Here is a 22,229-nt window from a genome sequence, read left to right as displayed (position 1 = left end):
CCGCGTGCCGGAGTCGGACGGCTCGCACGCCCGGACGGGTGGTGGGCGAGCACGCGCTGGCGCCGGACGGCCCACGTCCCTCGGGACGCCCATGTCAGACAGCCCTGGCACTGTGGACCCCGGTAGCAGGACGGACGGGGCAGGGGCGGTGGGTCGAAGGGAGCGCCATGGAACAGCGACCGTTGTGGGACGAGCCGACGGCGGACGACGCGGAGGAGGCCTCCACCAGGGGTTCCATCCCGCTGCGTACCTTGGGTGCGAGACGTCGCCGGGAACTGTCCCAACCGGAACAGGCCGCTACAGTGGCGTTCGCAGTGAGCGAGCACCCTCCCGTCCTGGCCTCCGTCGCCGTGGCCCGCCCCGTCCGGGGTGAATTCACCTACTCCGTGCCGGAGGCCCTCCTGGGGAACCTGGCCCCGGGGCAGCGCGTGCTCGTGCCCTTCGGTCGAGGCACCGCGCTCGGCTTCTACCTGGGCCCCTCCACCGTGACGCTGGGCGAGAAGGTCCGGCTCAAGCCCATCCAGCGCGTGCTGGAGGACTCGCCGTCCTTGCCCAAGGACCTCATCGCGCTCCTGCGCTTCGCGGCCGAGCACTACCGCTACCCCCTGGGCGAGGTCATCCGCGGCGCGCTGCCCCCGGGGTTGTCCAAGCCCGTGGACGGCAAGGAGGCCCAGCCGGATGTGCAGCAGTTCGCGGTGGCGCTCGTCAACGAGGTGCCCGCGGCGCTCGCGCGCGCGCATGCCCAGTCCGCCGCGCTCGCGTACCTCTTGGCCGTGGGCGGCAGCGCCCCGCTGGAGGAGGTGAGCCACGCGATTCCCGGCGCGAGAGCGCACCTCAAGAGCCTGGCCACCAAGGGCCTCGTGCGCATCGAGGAGAAGAAGCTGGAGGCGGGCGTGAAGGAGGGGCTGATTCAGGGCCGCCCCGACCGCCTCACCCCCGAGCAGGCCGCCGCCGGTGAGCAGCTGCGCGGCGCCCTGGACGCGGGCGCGTTCCAGCCCTTCCTCCTGCACGGCGTGACGGGCAGCGGCAAGACGGAGGTGTACCTGCGCGCGGCCGAGCACGCGCTGTCCCTGGGCAAGAGCAGCCTCATCCTCGTGCCGGAGATTGCCCTGACGCCGCAGCTGGTGGGCCGCTTCCGCAGCCGCTTCGGCGCGGAGGTGGCGGTGCTGCACTCGGCGCTGAAGGACCGCGAGCGGCTGTTCCACTGGCAGGCCCTGCGTCGGGGCGAGGTGAAGATTGCGGTGGGCGTGCGCTCGGCGGTGTTCGCCCCGGTGGAGAACCTGGGGCTCATCGTCGTGGACGAGGAGCACGACCCGTCCTTCAAGCAGGACGACAGCCTGCGCTACCAGGCGCGCGATTTGGCCGTCGTGCGCGGCAAGCAGGCCAGCGCGGTGGTGGTGCTGGGCTCGGCCACGCCGGCGCTGGAGACGCTGGAGAACGTCAAGAAGGGGCGCTACCGGCTGCTCGAGCTGAAGCGGCGGGTGGATGACCGGCCCATGCCCTCCATCGAGCTGGTGGACCTGCGTCAGGAGCGCCCCCGCGAGGGCATCGTGACGGAGGAGGCGCCCATCCTGAGCCCGCCGCTGCTGCAGGCCATGGAGGAGACGCTCGCCAAGGGCCAGCAGGTCATCCTGTTCCTGAACCGCCGGGGCCACAGCACGGTGCTCCTGTGCGAGGTGTGCGGCCTGTCGCTCAAGTGCACCTCGTGCGACGTGTGCCTGACGCACCACCGCTCGCAGAACCGGGTGGTGTGCCACTACTGCGGGCTGACGATGCCCGTGCCCGAGCGGTGCCTGGAGTGCACGGGCCCCATCCTGAGGCTGGGCATCGGCACGGAGCGGGTGGAGGCGGAGGTCGTCGAGCGCATCCCGAACGCGCGGGTGGCGCGGCTGGACCGGGACTCGGCCACCAGCGCGGAGCGGCTGACGGAGCTGCTGGCCTCGTTCGCCCGCCGGGAGCTGGACGTGCTGGTGGGCACGCAGATGGTGGCCAAGGGGCACGACTTCCCGGGCGTGACGCTGGTGTGTGTCGTCATGGCGGACACGTCCCTGGCCATTCCCGACTTCCGAGCCGCCGAGCGGACCTTCCACCTGTTGACCCAGGTGGCGGGGCGGGCGGGGCGGGGCAAGGACCCGGGGCGGGTGCTGGTGCAGACCTACAATCCGGACGCGGAGCCGGTGAAGCGGGTGCTGGCGCACGACTTCGACGGGTTCGCCCAGCAGGAGCTGGAGTGGCGCAAGGCGTTGGCGTATCCGCCCTTCGCGCGCATGGCCTCGATTCGACTGGAGGGGGAGCACCCGGAGCAGGTGGCCAGCGTGGCCCGGCACCTGGGCAACCTCGTCTCCCGGAACATGCCCCCGGCGTCGGCGGGGGTGCGGCTGTTGGGGCCGGCCGTGGCGCCCATCGCCAGAATCCGGGGGAAGACGCGCTGGCAGCTGCTCTTGAAGGGGCCGACACATGTGGCGCTCGCCCCGCTGCTCGCCAGGGTGGAGACGGCCCTGGCCGACGTTCCTTCCGCGGTGAAGGTCGTCCTCGACGTGGATCCGGGGGCCATGCTGTAGACTCGGTGCCCCCCCATGGGCGCACCGGTCCTCCTCGTCCACGACGACATCGCCACCATCGCCGCAGTGCGGCGTCTGCTCACCCGTGAGGGGCACGAGGTCATCCTCGCGACCTCCGCCGCGGATGCGCTCATCGCCTACGGGCATCACCTGCCGGCGCTCATCGTGCTGGCTCCTGGCGTGGAGAGCGGCCGGGGTCGGCTGGTGCTGGAGGAGCTGCTCCAGCATCCGGACGGCAAGGTGGCCCGGGTGCTGTTGTTGGGCGAGCCCATCGCGGGGTTCAGCGCGCCGGTGGCGCCGCTGCCGTTGGATGGGACGAGCTTCGTGGAGCTGGTGGACTCGCTCATCCGCGCGCCGTCGGCGGCGGACGCGTGGCATGTGCTGGAGAACCGGAGCCTGCCGGGGATGCCCGAGGCGAAGGGGGCGGAGGACGCGGAGACGTGGCACGCCACGGCGCCCGGGTCCGCGGTGGGTGGGGACCCGACGCTGGCGAACGCGCTGTTCGGCGACCTGGCGCCGCTGCACCAGACGGACTGGGAGCTGGCGGCGATGACGCGCGAGGAGCGCAGCGAGCACGAGGAGCAGGCTCGGCGCGCGCCGCTCGACGTGCAGTCGACGCTGGAGAAGGTGCAGCAGGAGGAGGAGGCCGCGGTGCTGGCCTCGGCGCAGACCGCGTTGGCGGGAGGCGGCGAGGACTGGGGCGCGGCGGTGGCGGGGGAGGGCGCGTTCGACGAGAGCGCGCTGCCCGCGGACGAGGTGTTCCGGGGCGAGGGCGAGTCCGCGTTTCCGGGCGATGGCGCCGCGGGGCCCCAGGCGGATGCACCGTCGTGGGAGGGCGAGGCTCCGGCGACGGAGAACGCTGAATGGACCGAGCAGGAAACGGCCCCTGCTTCGAATCCGGAAGCAGCCCACGGTCCGCAGACCTGGTTCGACGACGCGGCGGAACAGGGCACGCCTTCGGGCGCGGACGCCTACGGTGGCGATGGAATGACGGAGGGGACTCCGGAGCACGGCACCGCACCGGGCCTGGACTCCGTGAGCACGAACGACGGCACGGATTGGACAGGTGTCGCTCCCGAGCAGGGAGAGGCGTCGGATGACTACGGCGCCGATGCATGGGGAACACCGCCAGGCGTGGCTCGTGTCGGAAGAGACACCCGCGTGTACGGCGACGCGCCGTGGACGGGAGCCGTCACCGACGAGCGCGGCGACCTCCTGGGCGAGGGCGCTGACGACGCGTCCATCGGCGACGAGTGGACGAGCGAGCCCGCGGAACAGGGGGCGTTCGATGCCACGTCGTCCCAGTCCGCGGAGGCCCACTTCACGGCAGCCACGACGTCACCCGCTGACGCGCAAACTGCCGACGGCGCGGATGCTCCTCTCGCGGAGGGAACCGACACGGCGTACGGAGTGCCTCCGAGCCCCGCCGCGATGGGGGAGGGCGCGGGAGACGACACGTTCTCGGCTGGCTTCGGGCCTCCCGCGTCAGACGCCGGGAGCACGAGTGGCGCCTCAGGCGGTCCAGCGACCGTGCTGTATGGCGTGAGTGGTTCCGACACGGGGGCCGTCTCCGCGGAGTGGTCCGCCGCGTCCTCGGCGGGGGACGAAGCCCCGTTGCCGGTGGGCAAGCTCGCCTGGACGGAGGAGCCCGTCTCCGCCGCCACTCGGCCCGAGACCCAGTCGCCGCAGCTCGGTGAGGAAGGCTTCTTCGACGTCGACGCTCCCGCGCCACAAGGCGATGCGCTCTCGGCGGCCGAGGCGGAGCTGGCCGCGATGCGTGATGCCGAGCAACGCGTACCCGAGCCGGTCGACGCGTCTGCCTGGACCGAGCTTCCGCCCGACCCCGAGGTCGAGAACGCCGCGAAGGGCTTCACGACGTCGGATGAACCGACCCTGCCCGCGCACATCGACGCGAGCGCGGATGCACCTTCAACCGAGCCCTCCGCCGAAGCGACAGGCGAAGAAGAAGAGGCCTTGCCTGCCTCGCCCTGGGACGTGTTGGAGGCCGACCTCCAAGCCAAGGTCCGGGCCGAGGACGAAGACTCCGCGAGCACGCCCCCCGAGTCCGTCAACAACCGACAGGTGGGCGAGGACTGGTTCGACTCCGAGTCCGACGAGAAGCAGTCGCCTCCGGACGTCACGGCCTCGAGCGGCAGCGACCTCGAGGCGCCCGCCCTCGACACTCGAGAGGGCACGACGGAAGCAGCGCATCCGGAGCCCTCCGGTGATGCACCGGAGTCGGCCGAGTCCACGACTCCACCCTCTGCCCTCGGAGAGTCGGAGCCGGGGGACGTCGACGATTGGACCCGCGCCAGGGCGGACGCCTCGGCATCCGGCGTGGCGGTGAGCTGGGGGACGGCGGGAGCCAACGCCGACACCTCGATGGCGGACGTCGCCGCGGGCTGGGCTGACACGGTCGAGCCCTCCGACCCCACCGCGTCGGGAGTGGATGCGGACGCGCGAGCCGTCGCGTCTCCCGAAGAGCCCGAGGCCTCCTCCGGTTGGTTCGACGCGGAGCCCGAGCTGCCTGCTTCGACGCTGCCCTCCGCGAGCGAAGGGTGGTTCGACGCCGACACGGAGTCTCCGGATGCGACCGCGAGGACCGCCTCTCCCGACGAGCCCGGGCCGAATGAGCCCTCCGTCGGAACCGCGCCGGAGCAGACCGCGGACGCGGTGTCGGCGAGCACCGTGGACGACCCGACCCTGCGCGCGCGCTGGGAGGAGTTCGAGCGCCAGTTGGAGGAAGCGCACGAGCGGGTCCACGCGCTGAAGGCCGCGTTGGATGAGGAGCGCGCGCTTCGCCAGGAGACCGGGCGACAGGCCCAGGAGGCCCGCGAGCTGAGCGAGTCCCTGCGCACCATCCTGGACCGCGAAGCCGCGCTGCGCGTGGACGCGGAGACCGCGCGAGACCGACAGACGGAGCAGCTCCAATCGCTCCAGACGCGGCTCGAGGTCCTCGAGGAGGAGCGCTCTGGCGACGCGACGTTGCTGGCGGAGGTGGACCAGCAGTTCCAGGAAGCCCGAGCGAGAGAAGACGAGAACGCGGCGGCGCTCGCGCGGGAGGCTCGTGCGCGGCGGGAGCTCGAGGCCGAGCTGGAGCTGCTTCGCCAGCGTGAGTCCGAGCAGGGTGTGCGCAGTGGCTCGGAGGCGGAGACCCTGCGCACGGAGCTCGCGAAGCTCCAGGCGCGACTGGTGGAGGCGGAGGCGCTCGCGGAAGCCGAGGCGCGCGCGCGGGCCTCCGTGGACGAGGCCGCGAAGGCGACGCTCGGACGCATCGAGTCGCGAGAGCAGGACTTCATCGAGCTGCGCGCGTTGTTGGAGACCTCGACGTCGGAGGCGCGCGAGCAGGCGAAGCAGTCGGCCGAGTCCCTGGCGCGCGCGGAGGCGGAGGTCCGCGAGGCGCTCATCGCCCGGGATGATGCGCAGGAGCGCGCCGACCGTGAGTCGCTCGCCCGGGCGGAGGCGCAGGCCCGGCTCGTGGAGCTGGAGGCGAAGCTCGCGGAGTCTGAAACGCGAGAGGCCGCGTCGGCGCAGGCGATGAAGGAGGTCGAGCTCCGCCTCGAGGACGAGGCCGCGGGCCGTGTCGACGCGGAGGCGCGAGCCGAGGCGGAGGTCCGTGCGAGACAGGCGCTCGAGGCACGAGTGAAGTCCGCGGAAGTGGCGCTCGTCGAAGCGGAGGCGAGGGCGGGTGCGGAGGCCCTGGCCCGAGCAGAGGCCGAGGCCCGGGCGGAGGTCGCGGATGCGGCCCGGCTCGAATCGGACTCTCGAGCGAGGGCGGAGTCGAGGGCTCGCGCGGAAGCGGAAGCCCAGGCGGAGCTGGAGTCGCGAGCGAGGAGCGAAGCCGAGGCGCGAGCGGAAGCGGAAGCCAAGGCGCGCCAGGAGGCGGAGGCGCGCGCCAGGGCCGAGGTCCAGGCGCTCACGCAACTGGAGACCCAAGCCTCGTCCGAGGCACGAGAGCGCTTCGCGCAGGAGGCCCAGTCGCGCGAAGAGGCGGAAGCCCGGGCCGAAGCCCAGGAGCAGGCTCGCGCCGAAGCCGAAGCGAAGGTCGAGGCCGAGACGAAGCTTCGTGAAGAGGCCGAAGCCCGAGCGGAAGCGGAAGCCAAGGCGCGCGAGGAGGCCGAGGCGCGAGCGGAACTCGAGGAGAAGCAGCGAGAGGAAGCCACCGCACGCGCCGAGGCTGAAGCCAAGCGCCGCGAAGAGGCGGAAGCGAGAGCCGAATCCGAAGCGAAGCGCCGCGAAGAGGCGGAAGCGAGAGCCGAATCCGAAGCGAAGCAGCGCAAGGACCTCGAAGCCCGAGCCAAGGCCGAGGAGAAACAGCGCAAGGAGCTCGAAGCCCGAGCCAAGGCCGAGGAGAAACAGCGCAAGGACCTCGAAGCGCGCGCCAAGGCCGAGGAGAAGCAGCGCAAGGACCTCGAGGCCCGAGCCAAGGCCGAGGAGAAGCAGCGCAAGGACCTCGAAGCGCGCGCCAATGCCGAGGAGAAGCAGCGCAAGGACCTCGAAGCCCGCGCCAAGGCCGAGGAATCACGGCGCAAGGAACTCGAGGCTCGCGCCAAGGCCGAGGAGAATCAGCGCAAGGAGGCCGAGGCCCGCGCGGAGATTGAGGAGTCGCAGCGCAAGGAGCTCGAGGCTCGCGCCAAGGCCGAGGAGAAGCAGCGCAAGGAAGCCGAGGCCCGTGCGGAGATTGAGGAGTCGCAGCGCAAGGACGCGGAGGCGCGAGCCGAGTCCGAAGCGAAGCAGCGCCAGGAAGCCGAAGCGAGGGCGGAGGCCGAGGCAAGACAGCGCGCGGAACTCGAGGCCCGAATCGAAGCCGAGGTGAAGCGGCGTGAGGACGCCGAAGCCGAGGCCGCGTTCGAGGTGGAGCTGCGCGAGGAGGCCGAGGCCCGAATCGAAGCCGAGGCGAAGCGGCGCGAGGAAACCGAATCCGAGACGAAGCAGGCCCAGGCGCTCGCCGAGTCGGAGGCCCGTCAGCGCGCCGAAGCCGAGGCCCGAGCGGACACGGACGCGAAGCAGCGAGTCGTCGCGGAGACGCGAGCGGAAGCAGAGGCCCGTCAGCGAGCGGAGGCGGACGCGCGAGCCGCCGCCGAGGCCGAGGTCCGCGCGGACGCCGAGGCCCGCGCCCGAAAGGCGGAGCAGGCCCTGGTCGACGCGGAGGCGCGAGCCAAGACGGAGGGCCGTCACCGCACCGCCCTGGAAGTGCGTCTGGAGGCGGAAGCCCGTCAGCGCGCCGCCGTGGAGACGCGCATCGAGGAACAGGCCCTGGCGTTGAGCGCCGCCGAGGCCCGCGCCACCCAGCTTCAGGGACAGCTCGAGCAGACGGACGCGGAGCTCGCGCGCCTGCGCACGGAGCACGAGGAGGCCCGCGCGGCCCTGGAGGCGCTGCGCGAGGAGAAGGCCCGCCTGGAGAAGGACTCCGCGGAGGAGCGTGTCCGCGCCGAGCAGGAGCGACTGGAGCTCGAGGAGCGGGGACGTCGCGAGGCCGAGGAGGCCGCCGCGCAGGCCCGAGCGGCGCTGCTCCCCCTGGAGGCACCTCCAGGACGTCCGGAGCTCGCGGTCTCGCGCAGCGGCAGCGTCACACAGGAAGGTCTCGCCCGACTGGTGCTCCGGCTCTGCGAGGCGCGCATGGAGGTGCGCCTGGAGCTGAAGGTGATGAACGCGCTGCGCGTGCTGTGGCTGCGAGACGGCCTGCTCGTGGGCGCCGTCTCATCGGCTCCCGGTGAGTCGCTCATCGACCGCGCCCGCGCGGATGGCCTCATCGACGCGAGGCAGGAAGGCGAGCTGCGGCTGGTGCGCAGCGCCACCACCGGCGCGCTGCTCGACGCGCTCCGGGGACGCGGCTATCTGCGCGAGTCCGAGTCCGTGCCCCTGGTCCAGCGCTACACGGAGCAGGTCTTCCTCGACGCCCTCTCCGAGCCCTCCACGCTGTACCGACTGGTCCAGGAGCCGGTGCCACACGAGGTGGCGCTCGCCGCCGCCACCCGGCCGCCCCTGTTCCTCCTGGCCGAGTCCCTGCGCAACACGCTGACCGCCGAGTCCCTGCTCGAGGCCGCCGGCAGCCTGCGCGCCCGCGTCACCCGTGGCGACCTGCACCTCGCGCCCGACGACTTCGGCCTGCCCGCCAGGGACCTGCAGCTGCTCTCCCAGGTGGACGGCGAGCACACGCTGGAGGCGCTGCTGCTCGGGGCGGGGCTGCCCCAGGACTCGGCGCTGAAGGCCCTCTCCGTGGCGAGGACGCTGGGCCTCATCACCCTCCAGCCCGCGAGCACCGAGGACTCCGACGAGCTGCCTCCCGAGCTTGACGTGCGCCGGCTGGAGTCGAAGTTCGAGGAGATTCAAGACGCGGACTACTTCACCGTGCTGGGGCTGGCGCGCACGGCGGGCGGTGAGGAGGTCAAGCGGGCCTACGAGCTGCTCACCGCCGAGTTCCACCCCCTGCGCTTCGCGGGTCATCCGGACCCGGCCCTCCAGCACCGCGCGCAGCAGATTCGCAGCGTGTTGTCCGAGGCGGCCCAGGCCCTGGGGGATGACCGACTGCGCGCCGAGTATGCACGGAGCCTGCTCGACTGACGTGGGGTGGACGTCCTGCGCGAAGGGAGGGCGGGCGGCGGCCGGGGCGGGGTTGCCCGTCCGCGCGGGGGGCGTTAAGACGGCCCGCATGGTTCGTGAAATCCTCATCTGGCCCGACCCCATCCTGAAGCAGAAGGCCAAGCCGGTGACGAAGGTGGACGACTCCGTCCGCGCGCTGGTGAAGGACATGTTCGAGACGATGTACGCCGCCGACGGCGTGGGGCTCGCCGCGCCGCAGGTGGGCGTGCTCCAGCGCGTCATCGTCCTGGACACCACGCCCCGCCAGCCCGAGTCCAAGCCCCTGGCGATGATCAACCCCGAAATCATCACCCTGGAGGGCGAGACGACCTACACCGAGGGTTGCCTCTCCATCCCCGGTGAGTCGGAGGACGTGGACCGCGCCGCCGTCGTCACGGTGAAGTACCTGGACGTGGACGGCAACGAGCAGACGCTGCGCTGTGACGAGCTGCTCGCCATCGCCGTGCAGCACGAGACGGACCACCTGAACGGCACGGTGTTCGTGGACCACGTCTCCACGCTGAAGCGCGAGTTCATCCGCAAGCGGATGAAGCGCCTCAAGGCTTCGCGCGAGAACGAGCTGGGCGCTTCGCGGTAGCCGTCTTCTTCACGCGAGCCGGGGCCGGGGACTTCTCCGGCCCCGCCTCACGCGCATCGACGCCCTTCTTCGGGCACAGCTCCGCCACGACGCAGCGGGCGCACTCGGGCGAGCGGGCGAAGCACGTGCGTCGTCCGTGCCACACCAGGAGCTGGTGACCCATCATCCAGCGCTCCGGGGGCAGGACGGCCTGCATGTCGGCCTCCACCTTGTCGGGGTCCTCCTGGAGGGTGAAGCCGAGCCGGTACGCGAGCCGCTTGACGTGCGTGTCCACGGGGAAGGCGTTGTCGCCGCCCAGGTGGATGCACACCACGCCCGCCGTCTTGCGGCCCACGCCGGGGAGCTCCGCCAGCGTGTCACGCTCGAGTGGCACCTTGCCGCCGTGTTTCTCGGCGAGGATTTTCGCCGCCGCGACGATGTTCTTCGCCTTGGCGCGGTACAGGCCGCAGGTGCGGATGAACGGCTCCACGTCGGTCGGTTTGGCCTGGGCGTACGCCTGGGTGTCGGGGAAGTGTTGGAAGAGGGCGGGCGTCACCATGTTGACGCGCTTGTCGGTGCATTGGGCGGACAGCATCACCGCCACGAGCAACTGCAGGGGGGATTGGTAGTCCAGTTCGATGCGCGCGTCGGGCATGGAGGCTTCCAGTCGCTCCATGACCTTCACCGCGCGCTCGCGCTTCGCCGCCGCTGTCTCACGTCCGGGCACGCGGCCGTTGTATGTCACCCTTGCCGGGTCCCCAAGCACCGGCTGTGTCCACTCTCGGGAGAACCATGAAGCCCATCGACTTTCGCTCCGACACCGTCACGAAGCCCACCGCGGCGATGCGGCGAGCCATCGCCGAGGCGGAGGTCGGCGACGACGTCTATGGCGAGGACCCCACGGTGCTGCGCCTGGAGGCGAAGGTGGCCGAGCGGCTCGGTCTGGAGGCGGCGCTGTTCGTGCCCTCCGGCACGCAGGCCAACCAGCTGGCCATCGGCGCGCACTGCCGGCAGGGGGACGAGGTGCTGACCGAGGCGGGCAGTCACATCCTGCACTACGAGGGCGGCGCGGTTCCGGCGCTGTGGGGTGTACAGCCGCAGCCTTTGCCGGGCGAGTGGGGTGTGTTGTCGCCGGAGATGGTGGCGGCGGCGGTGCGCGAGGAGAACATCCACAATCCGCGCACGCGGTTGTTGTCGCTGGAGAACACGCACAACCGGGGCGGTGGCGCGGTGTGGTCCGTGGAGCGCTTCGCCCAGGTGGTGAAGGTGGCGCGTGACGCGGGGCTGGCGGTGCACCTGGATGGCGCGCGGTTGTTCAATGCGGAGGTGGCGGCGGGAGTCCCCGCGTCGTCGTGGGCGAAGCTGACGGACACGACGGCGGTGTGCTTCTCGAAGGGGTTGGGAGCGCCGGTGGGCTCGGCGTTGGTGGGACGCGCGGACCTCATCCGCGAGGCGCGCCGGCTGCGCAAGCGGTTGGGCGGAGGCATGCGTCAGGCGGGCATCCTCGCGGCCGCGGCGCTGTACGCGTTGGAGCATCACGTGGAGCGGCTCGCGGAGGACCACGCGAACGCGCGTCGCCTCGCGGCGGGGCTCGCGGAGGTGCCGGGCGTGAAGGTGGACGTGAAGCGGGTGGAGACGAACATGGTCTTCGCCGAGTTCGCGCGTCCGGCCCGGGAGGTGGTGCCGCTGCTGAGCACCCAAGGTGTGTTGACGAACCCCGCGGGCGGCCCCCACACGGTGCGCCTGGTGACGCACCTGGATGTGTCCGCCGCGGACATCGACGAGGCCGTGGCGCGTGTGCGTCGCGCGCTGATGTAGCGCGCGAGCCCCGCCCGGCGGCGCGAGCTGAACCGTGGAGGGCCGCACCTTGCGAATGTGTCCGCCACGGGCCTTGAGACAAGGCCACGGCGTGCGCACGTCGCACGCTGAAGTCGTGCGAGCCGCGCCCGGCGGCTTGAGCTGAACCGTGGAGGGCCGCACCTTGCGAATGTGTCCGCCACGGGCCTTGAGGCAAGGCCACGGCGTGCGTAGGTCGCACGCTGAAGTCGTGCGAGCCGCGCCCGGCGGCGCGAGCCGTGCCGTGGGGTGACTCCGGGGAGCACGTCCGCCATCGGCATCGACAAGGCGATTGCCTGCGTCCACCGCGGGCTCAGGTCAGGCCCCTCTCGGTTCACTTCGATGCGATGGGTTGCCGACATCGTGGACACGGCATCCGCGCTTCCTGTGTCGGCGGTCGCCGCCGGGCAGCCTGGGCGTTCAATTCGTGAGCACGTCGCGCGGTGGCCGCGGGACGCGGTGCCGCAGGGCAGGGCCCGCGGCGACTCTCGTATGTGCCCTGGGAGCAACGCGGATGCGGGCTCGGCGCCAACGGATGGATCCCTTGGCCGAGCTCCCTTGCCTGCCGCGCCGGGGGCGGGGTGGGCATGCCGCGCGGCAGGGGCGTGGTACGCTCGCCGGGCCGTGCGTCGACTCCCCCTCCTCGCCTTCGTCGGTCTCTGCGCCTGCTCCTCGACCCGGTCGGAGCAGAAGATGAGCTTTGACGAGGTCTACGACACCTCGGAGTACGTCGACACCGAGCCCGCCCCGGTCGCTCCCCGCGAGCCCCAGCCCGCCCCCGCGCGGACGCTCTCGCGCATGGCCTCGCCGGAGCCCTCCGAGGAGCTGCAGGGCGCCCTCTCCACCTTCGCGGAGCGGGCCCGCGCCCATCGCCGCAAGGTGGCCCGGGGCGGTCCGATGCCGCTGGGACAGGTGCAGGGCTGGGAGGTGATGAACGGCGTCCTCGACGCCTTCCTGGAGCGCGCCCTGGAGCGCACGGACGCCCGCGACGTGGCGAAGGCCCGAAGCGTCCTGGAGACCGAGCTGGAGCAGGACGGCAGGACGTACGGCGACATGCCGGGTGCGCTCGCCGAGGCGGTGGTGCTGAGGGTGGGACGGCTCGCGGTCCGCATGGCGGAGCTGCGCCGGCTCGAGCACCCGGAGAACGCGGACGGCCTGCCCCGGCTGGCGTGGCCCGTGGACCCGGTCACCATCACCAGCGTCTTCGGTCAGCGCTGGCATCCCATCCGGGGCGAGCAGCGCCGTCACCTCGGCGTGGACCTGGCGGCGAAGCAGGGGCAGGTCATCTACACCGCCGCGAAGGGCGTGGTGCTGCGAGCGGGCTGGAACGGCGACCATGGCCTCCAGGTGGAGGTCCAGCACGAGGGCCGCTGGCTCACGCGCTACAGCCACCTGTCCCGCGTGCTGGTGGAGCCCGGCGAGATACTGGACCCGGGCCACGCGGTGGGGCTCGCGGGCGAGACGGGGCTGGCCACGGGCGTGCACCTGCACTTCGAGCTGTGGAAGGACGGCGAGGTGGTGGACCCGCTGGACGCGCTCGAGGACGCAGGTGACGAGCGCCCTCGCGCGCCGCCCGTGGCCCGCGGCGCGACGGGCTCTTGAGGCCCGCAACGCATCAGGGGCGCCACCCACGAAGGTAGCGCCCCTGAGGAGGAGCCCGGCCCAGCGCGAGTCCCGGGGACTCCGCGGGCTGGACCGGGGTGGCGTCAGCTCACAGCGAGTTCTTGAGCTCCTTGGCCGGGCGGAAGCCGATGGTCTTCGACGCCTTGAGCTTCATCATCTCGTTCGTCTGGGGGTTGCGGATCTTGCGCGCCTTGCGGGAGCGCACGGACCACGTGCCGAAGCCGGGGTAGCTGAAGCGCGCATCCTTCTTCACGGCCTTGCCGATGTTCGTGAAGACGATGTCGAGGATCTGCGCCGCCGACTTCTTGGTGAGACGTGTCTGCGCCGCCACCACCTCGACGAGCTCTGCCTTGGTCATTACGCCCCTCCGTCCTGCGTTGTCTGGCCTTGAATGCGCGAAAGCCAACCGGTGGTAACAAATCGTTCTTTTCCCTGTCAATGCTGACCGCGTTCCGAGGCCGGAAAATCGGCCTCCGGACGAAAAGTTGGCTCGGTGAAACACCGGGCGTAGACAGAGTGGGGAATCCACGTCGGAGCCACCGACACACCGCGCGGAAATCACACGCCAAAAGCATTCTGGCTGATCGTGATTGGAAGAAAGTCTTTGAGATTCCGATCGTTTGGCGTGTGTGGCTGATCGCGCCCGGGCGGGGCGGGGCCGGAATGGGGTAGGCTGCTGCCTCTCGTGCGTTTCCGAACGTTTCCGACCGTCGTGATCCTGGCGCTGGGCGCCTGCCGGAGTCCGGGCCCCTCGGCCCAGGCGCCCGCGGTCGTCTCCAGGCCGGAGTCCGGGCGGACGGAGCTCTGGGTGGACGGTACGACCCCGGGGCCAGGGGACGGCACGCGCGAGAGACCGTGGTCGTCCCTGGCCGAGGCACTGGGGCGGCCAGGGGTGGTGACGGTGCACCTGGCGGCGGGGGAGTACCGGGGGAGCTTCACCTTGCCCGAGGGTGTCCGGCTGGAGGGCGAGGGGCCCGCCACGGTGCTGGTGGCGGAGGGCCCGGAGGCCGTGGTGCTGCGAGCCGAGGGAGCCGAGCAGAACGTCCTGCCCCCGGTCCTCGACGCGCCGAGCCCGGAATCACGAAGCGCCTCGGGCGCGGATCAACCCCTCGTTGCCGAGCAGGGCGTAACGCTCCTTCGCAACCTGTCCATCCGAGGGGGGGCCTGGGGGGTGGAGGTGACGCGTGGCCGGCAGGTGCGCGCGGAGAAGGTGTCCTTCACCGGGCAGCGTCGAGGCGGCGTCCAGGTCCGCGCCGGCCGATTCGACGCCGAGTCCTCGCGCTTCGAGGCGAGCATTCCGGAGACCGTGGGCGTGGTTCTGGAGGCCCCGCCGGAGGCCGCGGTGGCGCCCGTGTCACCGAGGACCACGCGCCTCCGGGACATCCATTTCACGGGCCCCTTCCGCCGGGCCGTGCGCGTTCGCGGCGCGCAGGCCTCCGCCTTGTTGGAGGAGGTGGTCGTCTCGGGCGCAGTGTCGGCCCTGGGGATGGATGGCGGCCACGCCGAGGTGCGGCGCTCGTCGGCCCAGGCGGGAACAGGCGCGGCGTTCTCGGTGGTGGAGGGCACCCTGGTGCTGCGGGAGGTGAGTGTGGCGGGCCACGAGCTCGCGCTCTCCGTCGTGCAGTCACCTCGGCTCGAGGTCCGCGGCTTCCAGTCCGTGGGCGCCGGGCGCGCGGGGCTCGCCGTGGTCGCCTCGCGAAACGTGGTGTTGCAGGACGTGGTGGTGCGGGGCAGCGGCAGCCACGGCGCGCTCCAGCTCACGGGCTCGCAGGTGGAGGTGCGGCGGCTGCGTGTGGAGGCCGCGGAGGAGTATGGGGTGCTCGCGGTGGGAGGTCGCCTGCGGCTGCGAGATGCCATCGTGTCGCGCGTGCACTCGTCGGACGGCATCACGGGTGACGCGCTGCACCTGCGCCAGGTCGTCGCGGACGTGGAGGGCGTGGTGGTGCGGGGCGCCTCGGGCGCCTGCGTGCTGGCGACGCAGAACGCACGGGTGACGCTGCGTGACGCGGACCTCGAACGCTGTGGTCAGGCCGCGTTGCTCGCGGACACGCTCGCGACGCTCGATGCCCGGAGCGTGGAGGTGCGCGACAGCGCGCGGACGGCCCTGTCGGCCATGGGCGACGGTGTCCTCCGCGTGGACGTCCTCCGCTCGAGAAAGAGCGGCCAGGGCCTGGTCGGGGCCGAGTGCACCGGGGCCACCCGAATCCATCTGGGGCGCGTGGACAGCGAGGACTCGCGCGGCACCGAGCTGTCTTGCGTGAAGCGAACGGTCGAGCCCGCACCGGGGCCGCGCTGAGCCGCGGGCACGCGGCGGCTCAGGCGGGCGGCGGGGACGCGGCGGAGGCGCCGAGCGGCGTGGCATGCTTCTCGAGCCACTCGCGGATGACGGGATGGACCTCCGTGGGAGCGCCCTTGCCGAACACGAGGTCTCCGTGGCCGTAGTCCATCGCGTCGCCGCGGTCCTTGCCGAAGACGTGGAGGGTGCGGTCCGGCGCGGTGACGAGGGCGAACTGGCTCTCCACGTTCTCCGCGGTGGCGAGCCGGTCCGCGCTTCCGCCCATGACGAGGATGGGCAGCTGGAGCCCGGCGATGCCCGCGCGCCAGTCGCGGGTGCGGTCGAACGAGCGGAACGCATCGTGCTCGATCCAGTCCTGGAACTGGAGCAGCACCTTGCGGCTCATCGACGACATCATGTTCGCGTACACCTGCCGCTGGATGCGCGGAGGGATGTGCAGCGGATTCACCACCAGGTCGGACAGGGGCAGTGTCACGTAGCCCAGGAACGGCGCCAGGCTCGCGCTCATCCACTCCTGTCGGAAGCGGGCCGGCCACGCGGCGCGCACGCCGAGCGAGATGAGCGTGCGCAGGAACGGCTCGGACTTGAAGTGCACGGGCGCGCCGAGCGTGAGCAGCCCCGCGAGCTTTTCGCCCTCCGGCCCCTGGGCCAGCCCATAACCGACGAGCCCGCCCAGCGAGTGCCCCAGCCAGAACGCCCGCTTCGCGCCCGTCTGCTTCAGCGCCAGCTCCAGCAGCGCGGGCCCGTCCTGCAGGATGTGGTCGTCGATGGTGAAGTCGGTGTACCGCCGCCCTCGCGGTGGCAGGCGTGAGTGCCCGGTGCCCCGCCACTCCACGCTGAAGCAGTCGAAGCCCGCTTCGGCCAGGTAGTGGGCCACGGAGTAGGGGGGCTCGAAGTCGAACGTGAACCGGTTGGCCGCCAGCCCATGGCACAGGAGCACCGGCTCCTCGAAGCGCCTCACCGGCGCGCGCCGGACATGGACCGCCACCTCCCACCCGTCCGCGCACCGTGCCTTGAAGGCCTGGGGAAGGGGCGTGCGTAGACGGTACCACCGCCGGACCAGCGCCACCCAGAGGACATTCCCCAGCACCACGACGAGGCCAGCGACCAGCACCCACACGACCCAGCGCCCGTCTCCCATCGCGCCTGCTCTCCTTGCCGACCCCTGGGTCTGACGGTTCCTCGAATAAAACCCTGCTAAGGTTCGTTCTCCGGCCGTCCTGCTGCCAGGAACTCATGGGCATCAGAGGAAGTCGAGGGATCGATGAAGTTACGGAAACTGATGTTCGTGCTGCCGAACCTCTTCACTGTCACGTCCATCTTCTGTGGCTTCTATGCCATCACGCTGTGCGCGGGCGAGGCGGAGCCGGTCCACCTCTACCAGGCCGCGTTGGCCATCTTCTTCGCGATGTTCTTCGACGGGTTCGACGGCCGCGTCGCCCGGTTGACCAAGACGCAGAGCGACTTCGGTGTCCAGCTGGACAGTCTGGCGGACGTCGTCTCCTTCGGGGCGGCTCCCGCGCTGCTGGTCTACAAGTGGGCGCTGGCGCCCCTGGGCTTCGCGGGGCTGTTCGTCTCGTTCGCGTTCGCCGCGTGCGGCGCGCTGCGGCTGGCGCGCTTCAACGTGCTGGCGGCGCGCAATCCCCACGGGGGGGGCGGGAGCTTCTTCGTGGGCCTGCCCATCCCGATCGCCGCGGGCATGCTCGTCTCGGTCATCATCTCCCATCACGTGGCCTCGCAGGGGGAGTCTCTGCGCGAGTCTGCCTACGTCCCGGTGGCGGTGGCGGTGGCGGGCCTGTCGCTGCTCATGGTGTCGACGGTGCGCTACCGCACCTTCAAGGACACCCGCCCCAACCGGAAGAGCGCGGCCGTGTTCATGTTGATGGTGGCCGCCGGTGTGGCCATCGCGACGCAGTATCATCCCGCCTGGTTGCTGGTGGCCTGCTGTGGCGCCTACCTCGCGCTCGGGTTGGTGGAGTCCGCGGTGCAGGTGCGCACGCACCTGGCCGCGCGCAAGCTCGCCGCAGGCTCCGCAGCCGTCGCTGGCGTCATCGATGACGAGGACGACGACGAGGAGTCCGAGGACGGCGAAGGTCCCCGCAGCAACGGACCCGCCTTCCTCTGAGTTGAGGTCCCCGGGCCGCCGGGCAGCACGTCCTGCCCGGCCCGTCCCGGGGGGTGTGGCCCGCTCGCCAGCCGGGTTCAGGGTGGAGGCTGCCAGACACCCGGCCGGCTTCCCGCCTGGAGGGCAGGGCCCGAAGACGCATCCGTCCGTGCCGAGGTCCTCGCCTGTCGCTAGGATGCGCGCCCCATGCGGGTCGAACTGCTGTGCACGGGTGACGAGCTGGTCACCGGCCTCATCACGGACACGAACAGCACCTACCTGGAGGCCCGGCTCTTCGACCTGGGCGTGAAGGTGGAGCGGGTGGTGCTCGTCGGGGACGTCCGACCGGACATCACCCAGACGCTGCTCGAGGCCGCGGCGCGAGCGGATGTCGTGGTGGTCTCCGGCGGGCTGGGCCCCACGGCGGATGACTTCACCCTGGAGTGTGCCGCGGCCGCCGCGGGAGTTCCGTTGGAGGAGGACGCCCGGGTCCTGGAGTGGCTGCGCGAGCGCTACGCGGCGCGGGGCATCCCCATCAATCCCAGCGCGCTGCGCATGGCGCGAATCCCCCGTGGCTCCGAGCCGGTGCGCAATCCCGCGGGCTCCGCGCCGCTCGTCGTGCTCACGCTGGGGCGCTGTCGCCTGTTCTTCCTGCCAGGGGTGCCGCGCGAATATCGGGCCCTGCTGGACAACGAGGTGCTGCCGCGCATCCGCGCGGAGCTGGAGTCGAGGCCGGGCCGTCTGTTCCGGGCCTTCCGGCTGCTGCGCACCGTCGGCATCCCCGAGTCCGAACTGGACCTGGCCGTGGCGCCCCTCGTGCCCAGCCACCCCAGGGTGGTGTTCGGCTTCCGAACGCACGCGCCGGAGAACCACCTCAAGCTGATGGCGGAGGCGCCCACGCAGGCCGAGGCCGACCAGGCCCTGGCCGCGGTGGAGGCCGAGTGTCGTCGCGTGCTGGGGCGGCATGTCTTCGCCGCGGACGGCGAGGAGTACGCGCCCGCGCTGCTGTCGGCGCTGGGGCGCGCCGGGGCCACGCTGGCCACGGCGGAGAGCTGCACGGGAGGCCTCATCGCCCAGCGGCTGACGGCGGTGCCGGGGTCGAGCACCGTCTTCATCGGTGGCGCGGTGGTCTACTCGGAGAAGATGAAGACCGCCTGGGTGGGCGTCCCCACCGAAGTGCTCGAGCGTCATACCGCGGTCTCCGCTCCGACGGCCGTGGCCATGGCCGAGGGTGTGCGTGCCGCCTGCGGCGCCACATATGGCCTGGCGGTGACGGGGTATGCGGGGCCCGGAGGCGGGACGCCCGATGACCCGGTGGGCACCGTGTATTGCGCGCTCGCGGGGCCGGGGTTCGCCACGCGGTGCGAGCGCATGTCCTTTTCCGGAGACAGGGAGCGCGTGCGCCTCTTCGCTGCCTCCCACACCCTGGAGATGCTGCGGCAGCACCTGCTGACCGCCGCCCAATCATGAGCCGCTCCAAGTCCAAGCGCCCCGCGCCGTCCATGCCCGAGCCTCGGCCCGCGCCCGCGGTCGAGCCCGCCGCCACCGCGCCCGTGGAGCCCGCCGCTCCCGCCGTCACCGAAGGGGTGGCCGGGCCCGTGGGCAGTGGAGGCTCGGTCGGCGCCGTCCTTCGCGTGTGGTTCGCGGCCTACCGGGTGGAGGTGCTGTTGTTCCTGGTGGCGTTCGTCGTGCTCGCCAGCTTCAGCTCGCAGCGCTTCCTGCGCCAGAGCGCCGCGCCGCACTTCATCTACCAGGCACAGGGGTGGCTGGAGGGGCGGCTGGACGTGGACCCCCAGGTGCTTCCGAACCTGGAGGACTGGGCCTGTGTGCGGCAGGTGAATGGCCAGAAGGTCCGCTGCGAGGGCCGGCCGCTGCCCGATGACCGCTGGTTCGTGAGCTTCCCGTCGTTCCCCGCCGTGGCGATGCTGCCCTTCGTCGCGCTGCACGGGTACCAGTTCAACGACACCTCCTTCGGCGTCATCATCGGCGCGCTGGCGGTGGCGCTGTTCTACTCGTTGCTGCGCTTCCTTGCCCGGGAAGGCGAGACGGCGCGCACCCGCGACGAGAACGTCGTGCTCGCGCTGACGCTCGCCTTCGGGACCTTGTTCTTCTACTGCGCCATCCGTGGCGAGGTGTGGTTCAGCGCCGAGGTCATGGGCGTGGCCCTCACCTGCCTCTATGTGCGCAATGCACTGCGGGCCCGCCATCCTGTCCTGGCGGGTGTGTTCTTCTCCATGGCGACGCTCACGCGCACTCCGCTGTTCTTCGCGGGGCTCTTCTTCGTGCTGGAGGCCCTGTGTCCGGGCCCCGAGCCCCGCTTGCAGCAGCTCAAGGAATTGGGGCGCCACTGGAAGCAGGCCGCGAGGAAGGTGGGCCTGTTCGCCCTGGGGGCCGCGCCCCTGGGCCTGCTCGCCGCCGGCTACAACGTGTATCGCTTCGGTCGCCTGAGCGAGTTCGGCCACGCGTATCTCTTCAACAACCGCGTCAACGTGGACATCGACCGGTGGGGCCTTTTCCACTGGGAATACCTGGGGCGCAACCTGGAGGCCGCCTTCCTCAAGTGGCCCTCCCTGTCGCTGTCGCCGCTCAAGCTCGGGTATGACCCGCGCGGGCTCACGCTGCTCCTGACGCTGCCGTTGCTCGTCTTCCTGCTGGTGCCGAAGCTGCGGCCTCGCCTTCACTGGCCCCTGTGGCTCACCGTGGCCGTGTGCGCGCTGCCCGGTCTGTTCTACCAGAACACGGGCTACATGCAGTTCGGCTTCCGCTTCAGCCTCGACTACACGCCCTACCTCCTGTTGCTCTTCGCCATCGGGGGTTGGTCGCTCCGCCAGCGCGTGGTGATGGGCACGCTGGTGCTGGGCGTGCTGGTGAACTTCTGGGGCGCGGTGGCCTTCCGTGGCTACACGGAGCTTGTCCGGAACTGGTAGGGCGCTGCCTCCCGAGGGGTTGAAACCCCCGGGCCGGGCGCGCAGATAGAGAAGAGCCATGCAACCTCCCACCGGACAGCCCCCCGCCGGCAAGCGCTGGCACACTCGCGAGGACAGCGGCATCCGCCTCGATGCCGCCCTGCGCTGGTGGCATGACGACGAGCCCATCGAGCACCCGAAAATCATCGAACTCTTCAACGCCTCTCTCATCCTGGACGACGAGGGTCGCTACCAACTGCGCATCGGGCAGGACTGGTGCTACGTGCAGGTCGAGGACGCCGCGTACGAAGTCCGGACCGTGGACGTCACGCCGGACGCACGTGTGTCCATCCGCTTGAGTGACCGCACCGCCGAGGCCCTGGAGCTGGACTCGCTCCAGGTGGATGGCGCGGGCGTCCTGTCGTGTCGGGTGAAGCAGGGCCGGGCCAAGGCGCGCTTCTCGCGAGATGGCCAGTACCAGTTCGGAGCGCTGTTGGAGTCGGGCCCGGATGGCGGGCTGGTCGTGCGCGCCGGAGAGCGCCAGCACCCGGTGGCGCTCTCCCTGGAGTCGTTGACCGGCTCCGTCTAGGCGGCGGCTTCCACGGCGGGCGAGGGGCAGGGGAGCGGCGGGGTCCCCGCGAGCTCCCGGGCCAGCGCCTCCATCGTGTCGGAGTGCTCACGCAGCCACTCCGCGGCGCGCTCCCTTCCCTGGCCGATGCGCTCGCCTCGGAGACTGAAGTGGCTGCCGGACTTGTCGATGAGTCCCGTGGCCACGCCCAGGTCCAGCACCTCCCCGGCGCGGTGGATGCCGCTGCCGTACAACAGGTCGAACTCCGCCTCCTGGAAGGGCGGGGCCAGCTTGTTCTTCACCACCTTCACCCGGGCCCGCGAGCCCACCACGGCGTCTCCCTCCTTGAGGTTGCCCGTGCGCCGAATCTCCATGCGCACCGAGGAGTAGAACTTCAGCGCGTTCCCTCCGGTGGTGGTCTCGGGGTTGCCGAACATCACGCCAATCTTCATCCGAATCTGGTTGATGAAGACGATGCAGCACCCCGAGCGGCTCACCGCGCCCGTGAGCTTGCGCAGGGCCTGGCTCATCAGCCGCGCCTGCACACCCATGTGCGCGTCGCCCATCTCACCCTCGATTTCCGCGCGAGGCACCAGCGCCGCCACCGAATCCACGATGATGAGGTCCACCGCTCCCGAGCGCACGAGCTGCTCGGTGATTTCCAGCGCCTGCTCACCCGTGTCCGGCTGGGACACCAGCAGCTCCTCCACCCGCACCCCCAGCTTGCGCGCGTAGGAGATGTCGAGCGCATGCTCCGCGTCGATGAACGCCGCCACGCCGCCTGCGGCCTGGACCTGCGCAATCGCATGCAACGTGAGCGTCGTCTTGCCAGACGACTCGTTGCCGAACACCTCCACCACGCGGCCCCGCGGATAGCCTCCCACGCCGAGCGCCCGGTCCAACCCCACCGAGCCGGACGGAATCACCGCGACCTTGTGCTCCTGCGTGTCCCCGCCCAACGTCATCACCGAGCCTCGTCCGAACTGCTTCTCGATGGACGCCACCGCCGCCGCCACTGCCTTCAGCTTCTCCGTCAGCTTGCTCATCGCTCCCTCGCCGCCCTGTCCTTGAGTCCGTGCTGCGCCCTGTCGCCCCGGAGCGGGGCGCCCGACGCATCGGCGCGGGAGAGAGCAACAGGCATGCCGCGAGGTACTCCCTGTGAACACATGAAGAGCG

Annotated in this window: 14 protein-coding genes; 10 read left to right on the top strand and 4 right to left on the bottom strand. The window is 71.3% G+C overall.

The features are described 5' to 3' along the window. Positions 1–167 precede the first annotated feature (167 nt). From priA to def, 3 genes are all read left to right on the top strand, one after another. On the top strand, positions 168–2,561 hold the full coding sequence (gene priA / locus OWM54_RS12825; protein ID WP_223784871.1) for a replication restart helicase PriA: 2,394 nt from the start codon (positions 168–170) through the stop codon (positions 2,559–2,561). A 15-nt stretch (positions 2,562–2,576) separates the two neighbouring features. Next, entirely contained in the window at positions 2,577–9,125 is a 6,549-nt protein-coding gene (locus tag OWM54_RS12820) for a hypothetical protein (protein WP_267697700.1), read from the top strand. Between the two features lie 88 nt (positions 9,126–9,213). Beyond that, on the top strand, positions 9,214–9,741 hold the full coding sequence (gene def, locus OWM54_RS12815) for a peptide deformylase (RefSeq protein WP_223746446.1): 528 nt from the start codon (positions 9,214–9,216) through the stop codon (positions 9,739–9,741). Here the strand turns inward: def and nth are convergent. After that, positions 9,701–10,465, bottom strand: a complete 765-nt coding sequence (gene nth / locus OWM54_RS12810) for an endonuclease III (protein ID WP_223746447.1) — start codon at positions 10,463–10,465, stop codon at positions 9,701–9,703. The two genes, def and nth, sit on opposite strands and share 41 nt — an antisense overlap. A 47-nt stretch (positions 10,466–10,512) precedes the next feature. On the opposite strand from nth, the gene ltaE reads away from it, so the two are divergent. Then, positions 10,513–11,538 (top strand): low-specificity L-threonine aldolase, encoded by a 1,026-nt coding sequence (ltaE, locus tag OWM54_RS12805; RefSeq protein WP_267697699.1) that lies wholly within the window; start codon positions 10,513–10,515, stop codon positions 11,536–11,538. A 711-nt stretch (positions 11,539–12,249) separates the two neighbouring features. Further along, positions 12,250–13,158 (top strand): M23 family metallopeptidase, encoded by a 909-nt coding sequence (locus tag OWM54_RS12800; RefSeq protein WP_408891652.1) that lies wholly within the window; start codon positions 12,250–12,252, stop codon positions 13,156–13,158. A 109-nt stretch (positions 13,159–13,267) separates the two neighbouring features. Here the strand turns inward: OWM54_RS12800 and OWM54_RS12795 are convergent, their stop codons facing one another. Then, positions 13,268–13,537: an HU family DNA-binding protein gene (locus OWM54_RS12795; protein WP_002635502.1), complete on the bottom strand. Its 270-nt coding sequence runs from the start codon at positions 13,535–13,537 to the stop codon at positions 13,268–13,270. A gap of 450 nt (positions 13,538–13,987) precedes the next feature. Here OWM54_RS12795 and OWM54_RS12790 point away from each other — a divergent pair, with 450 nt between their 5' ends. Continuing rightward, entirely contained in the window at positions 13,988–15,475 is a 1,488-nt protein-coding gene (locus OWM54_RS12790; protein WP_267697697.1) for a hypothetical protein, read from the top strand. A gap of 19 nt (positions 15,476–15,494) precedes the next feature. On the opposite strand, the gene OWM54_RS12785 is transcribed toward OWM54_RS12790, so the two are convergent. Beyond that, a complete protein-coding gene (locus OWM54_RS12785; RefSeq protein WP_267697696.1) occupies positions 15,495–16,616 on the bottom strand; it encodes an alpha/beta fold hydrolase in 1,122 nt (373 codons plus the stop codon). A 123-nt stretch (positions 16,617–16,739) separates the two neighbouring features. Between OWM54_RS12785 and pssA the strand changes: the two genes are divergently transcribed. The 4 genes from pssA to OWM54_RS12765 all read left to right on the top strand — a co-directional run bounded on the left by pssA (position 16,740) and on the right by OWM54_RS12765 (position 21,074). Next, the gene (gene pssA, locus OWM54_RS12780; RefSeq protein ID WP_223746452.1) at positions 16,740–17,600 is read left to right on the top strand and encodes a CDP-diacylglycerol--serine O-phosphatidyltransferase; all 861 of its coding nucleotides are present in this window, start codon (positions 16,740–16,742) and stop codon (positions 17,598–17,600) included. Positions 17,601–17,786: 186 nt separating this feature from the next. Further along, the gene (locus tag OWM54_RS12775; RefSeq protein ID WP_267697695.1) at positions 17,787–19,049 is read left to right on the top strand and encodes a CinA family nicotinamide mononucleotide deamidase-related protein; all 1,263 of its coding nucleotides are present in this window, start codon (positions 17,787–17,789) and stop codon (positions 19,047–19,049) included. Beyond that, entirely contained in the window at positions 19,046–20,506 is a 1,461-nt protein-coding gene (locus OWM54_RS12770) for a hypothetical protein (protein ID WP_267697694.1), read from the top strand. Before OWM54_RS12775 ends, OWM54_RS12770 begins: the two co-directional genes overlap by 4 nt. Positions 20,507–20,564: 58 nt before the next feature. Further along, complete coding sequence (locus tag OWM54_RS12765; protein ID WP_223746455.1) at positions 20,565–21,074, top strand: DUF1285 domain-containing protein; 510 nt, start codon at positions 20,565–20,567, stop codon at positions 21,072–21,074. Here the strand turns inward: OWM54_RS12765 and recA are convergent. Next, positions 21,071–22,099: a recombinase RecA gene (recA, locus tag OWM54_RS12760; RefSeq protein ID WP_223746456.1), complete on the bottom strand. Its 1,029-nt coding sequence runs from the start codon at positions 22,097–22,099 to the stop codon at positions 21,071–21,073. The genes OWM54_RS12765 and recA overlap by 4 nt on opposite strands. Positions 22,100–22,229: the final 130 nt, after the last annotated feature.

The sequence above is a fragment of the Myxococcus sp. MISCRS1 genome (assembly GCF_026626605.1).
Lineage (GTDB): Bacteria > Myxococcota > Myxococcia > Myxococcales > Myxococcaceae > Myxococcus > Myxococcus fulvus.
Note: the sequence above shows the minus strand (reverse complement) of the source record. Positions and strands in the feature narration are given on the sequence as shown.

What these genes read in the sequence shown, in the direction of transcription:
- OWM54_RS12765 (WP_223746455.1), top strand. Translation starts at nt 20,565, where the DNA reads ATGCAACCTCCCACCGGACAGCCCCCCGCCGGCAAGCGCTGGCACACT.
- OWM54_RS12775 (WP_267697695.1), top strand. Translation starts at nt 17,787, where the DNA reads ATGCGGGTCGAACTGCTGTGCACGGGTGACGAGCTGGTCACCGGCCTC.
- def (WP_223746446.1), top strand. Translation starts at nt 9,214, where the DNA reads ATGGTTCGTGAAATCCTCATCTGGCCCGACCCCATCCTGAAGCAGAAG.
- priA (WP_223784871.1), top strand. Translation starts at nt 168, where the DNA reads ATGGAACAGCGACCGTTGTGGGACGAGCCGACGGCGGACGACGCGGAG.
- OWM54_RS12800 (WP_408891652.1), top strand. Translation starts at nt 12,250, where the DNA reads ATGAGCTTTGACGAGGTCTACGACACCTCGGAGTACGTCGACACCGAG.
- OWM54_RS12795 (WP_002635502.1), bottom strand. Translation starts at nt 13,537, where the DNA reads ATGACCAAGGCAGAGCTCGTCGAGGTGGTGGCGGCGCAGACACGTCTC.
- recA (WP_223746456.1), bottom strand. Translation starts at nt 22,099, where the DNA reads ATGAGCAAGCTGACGGAGAAGCTGAAGGCAGTGGCGGCGGCGGTGGCG.
- OWM54_RS12785 (WP_267697696.1), bottom strand. Translation starts at nt 16,616, where the DNA reads ATGGGAGACGGGCGCTGGGTCGTGTGGGTGCTGGTCGCTGGCCTCGTC.
- pssA (WP_223746452.1), top strand. Translation starts at nt 16,740, where the DNA reads ATGAAGTTACGGAAACTGATGTTCGTGCTGCCGAACCTCTTCACTGTC.
- OWM54_RS12770 (WP_267697694.1), top strand. Translation starts at nt 19,046, where the DNA reads ATGAGCCGCTCCAAGTCCAAGCGCCCCGCGCCGTCCATGCCCGAGCCT.
- OWM54_RS12820 (WP_267697700.1), top strand. Translation starts at nt 2,577, where the DNA reads ATGGGCGCACCGGTCCTCCTCGTCCACGACGACATCGCCACCATCGCC.
- ltaE (WP_267697699.1), top strand. Translation starts at nt 10,513, where the DNA reads ATGAAGCCCATCGACTTTCGCTCCGACACCGTCACGAAGCCCACCGCG.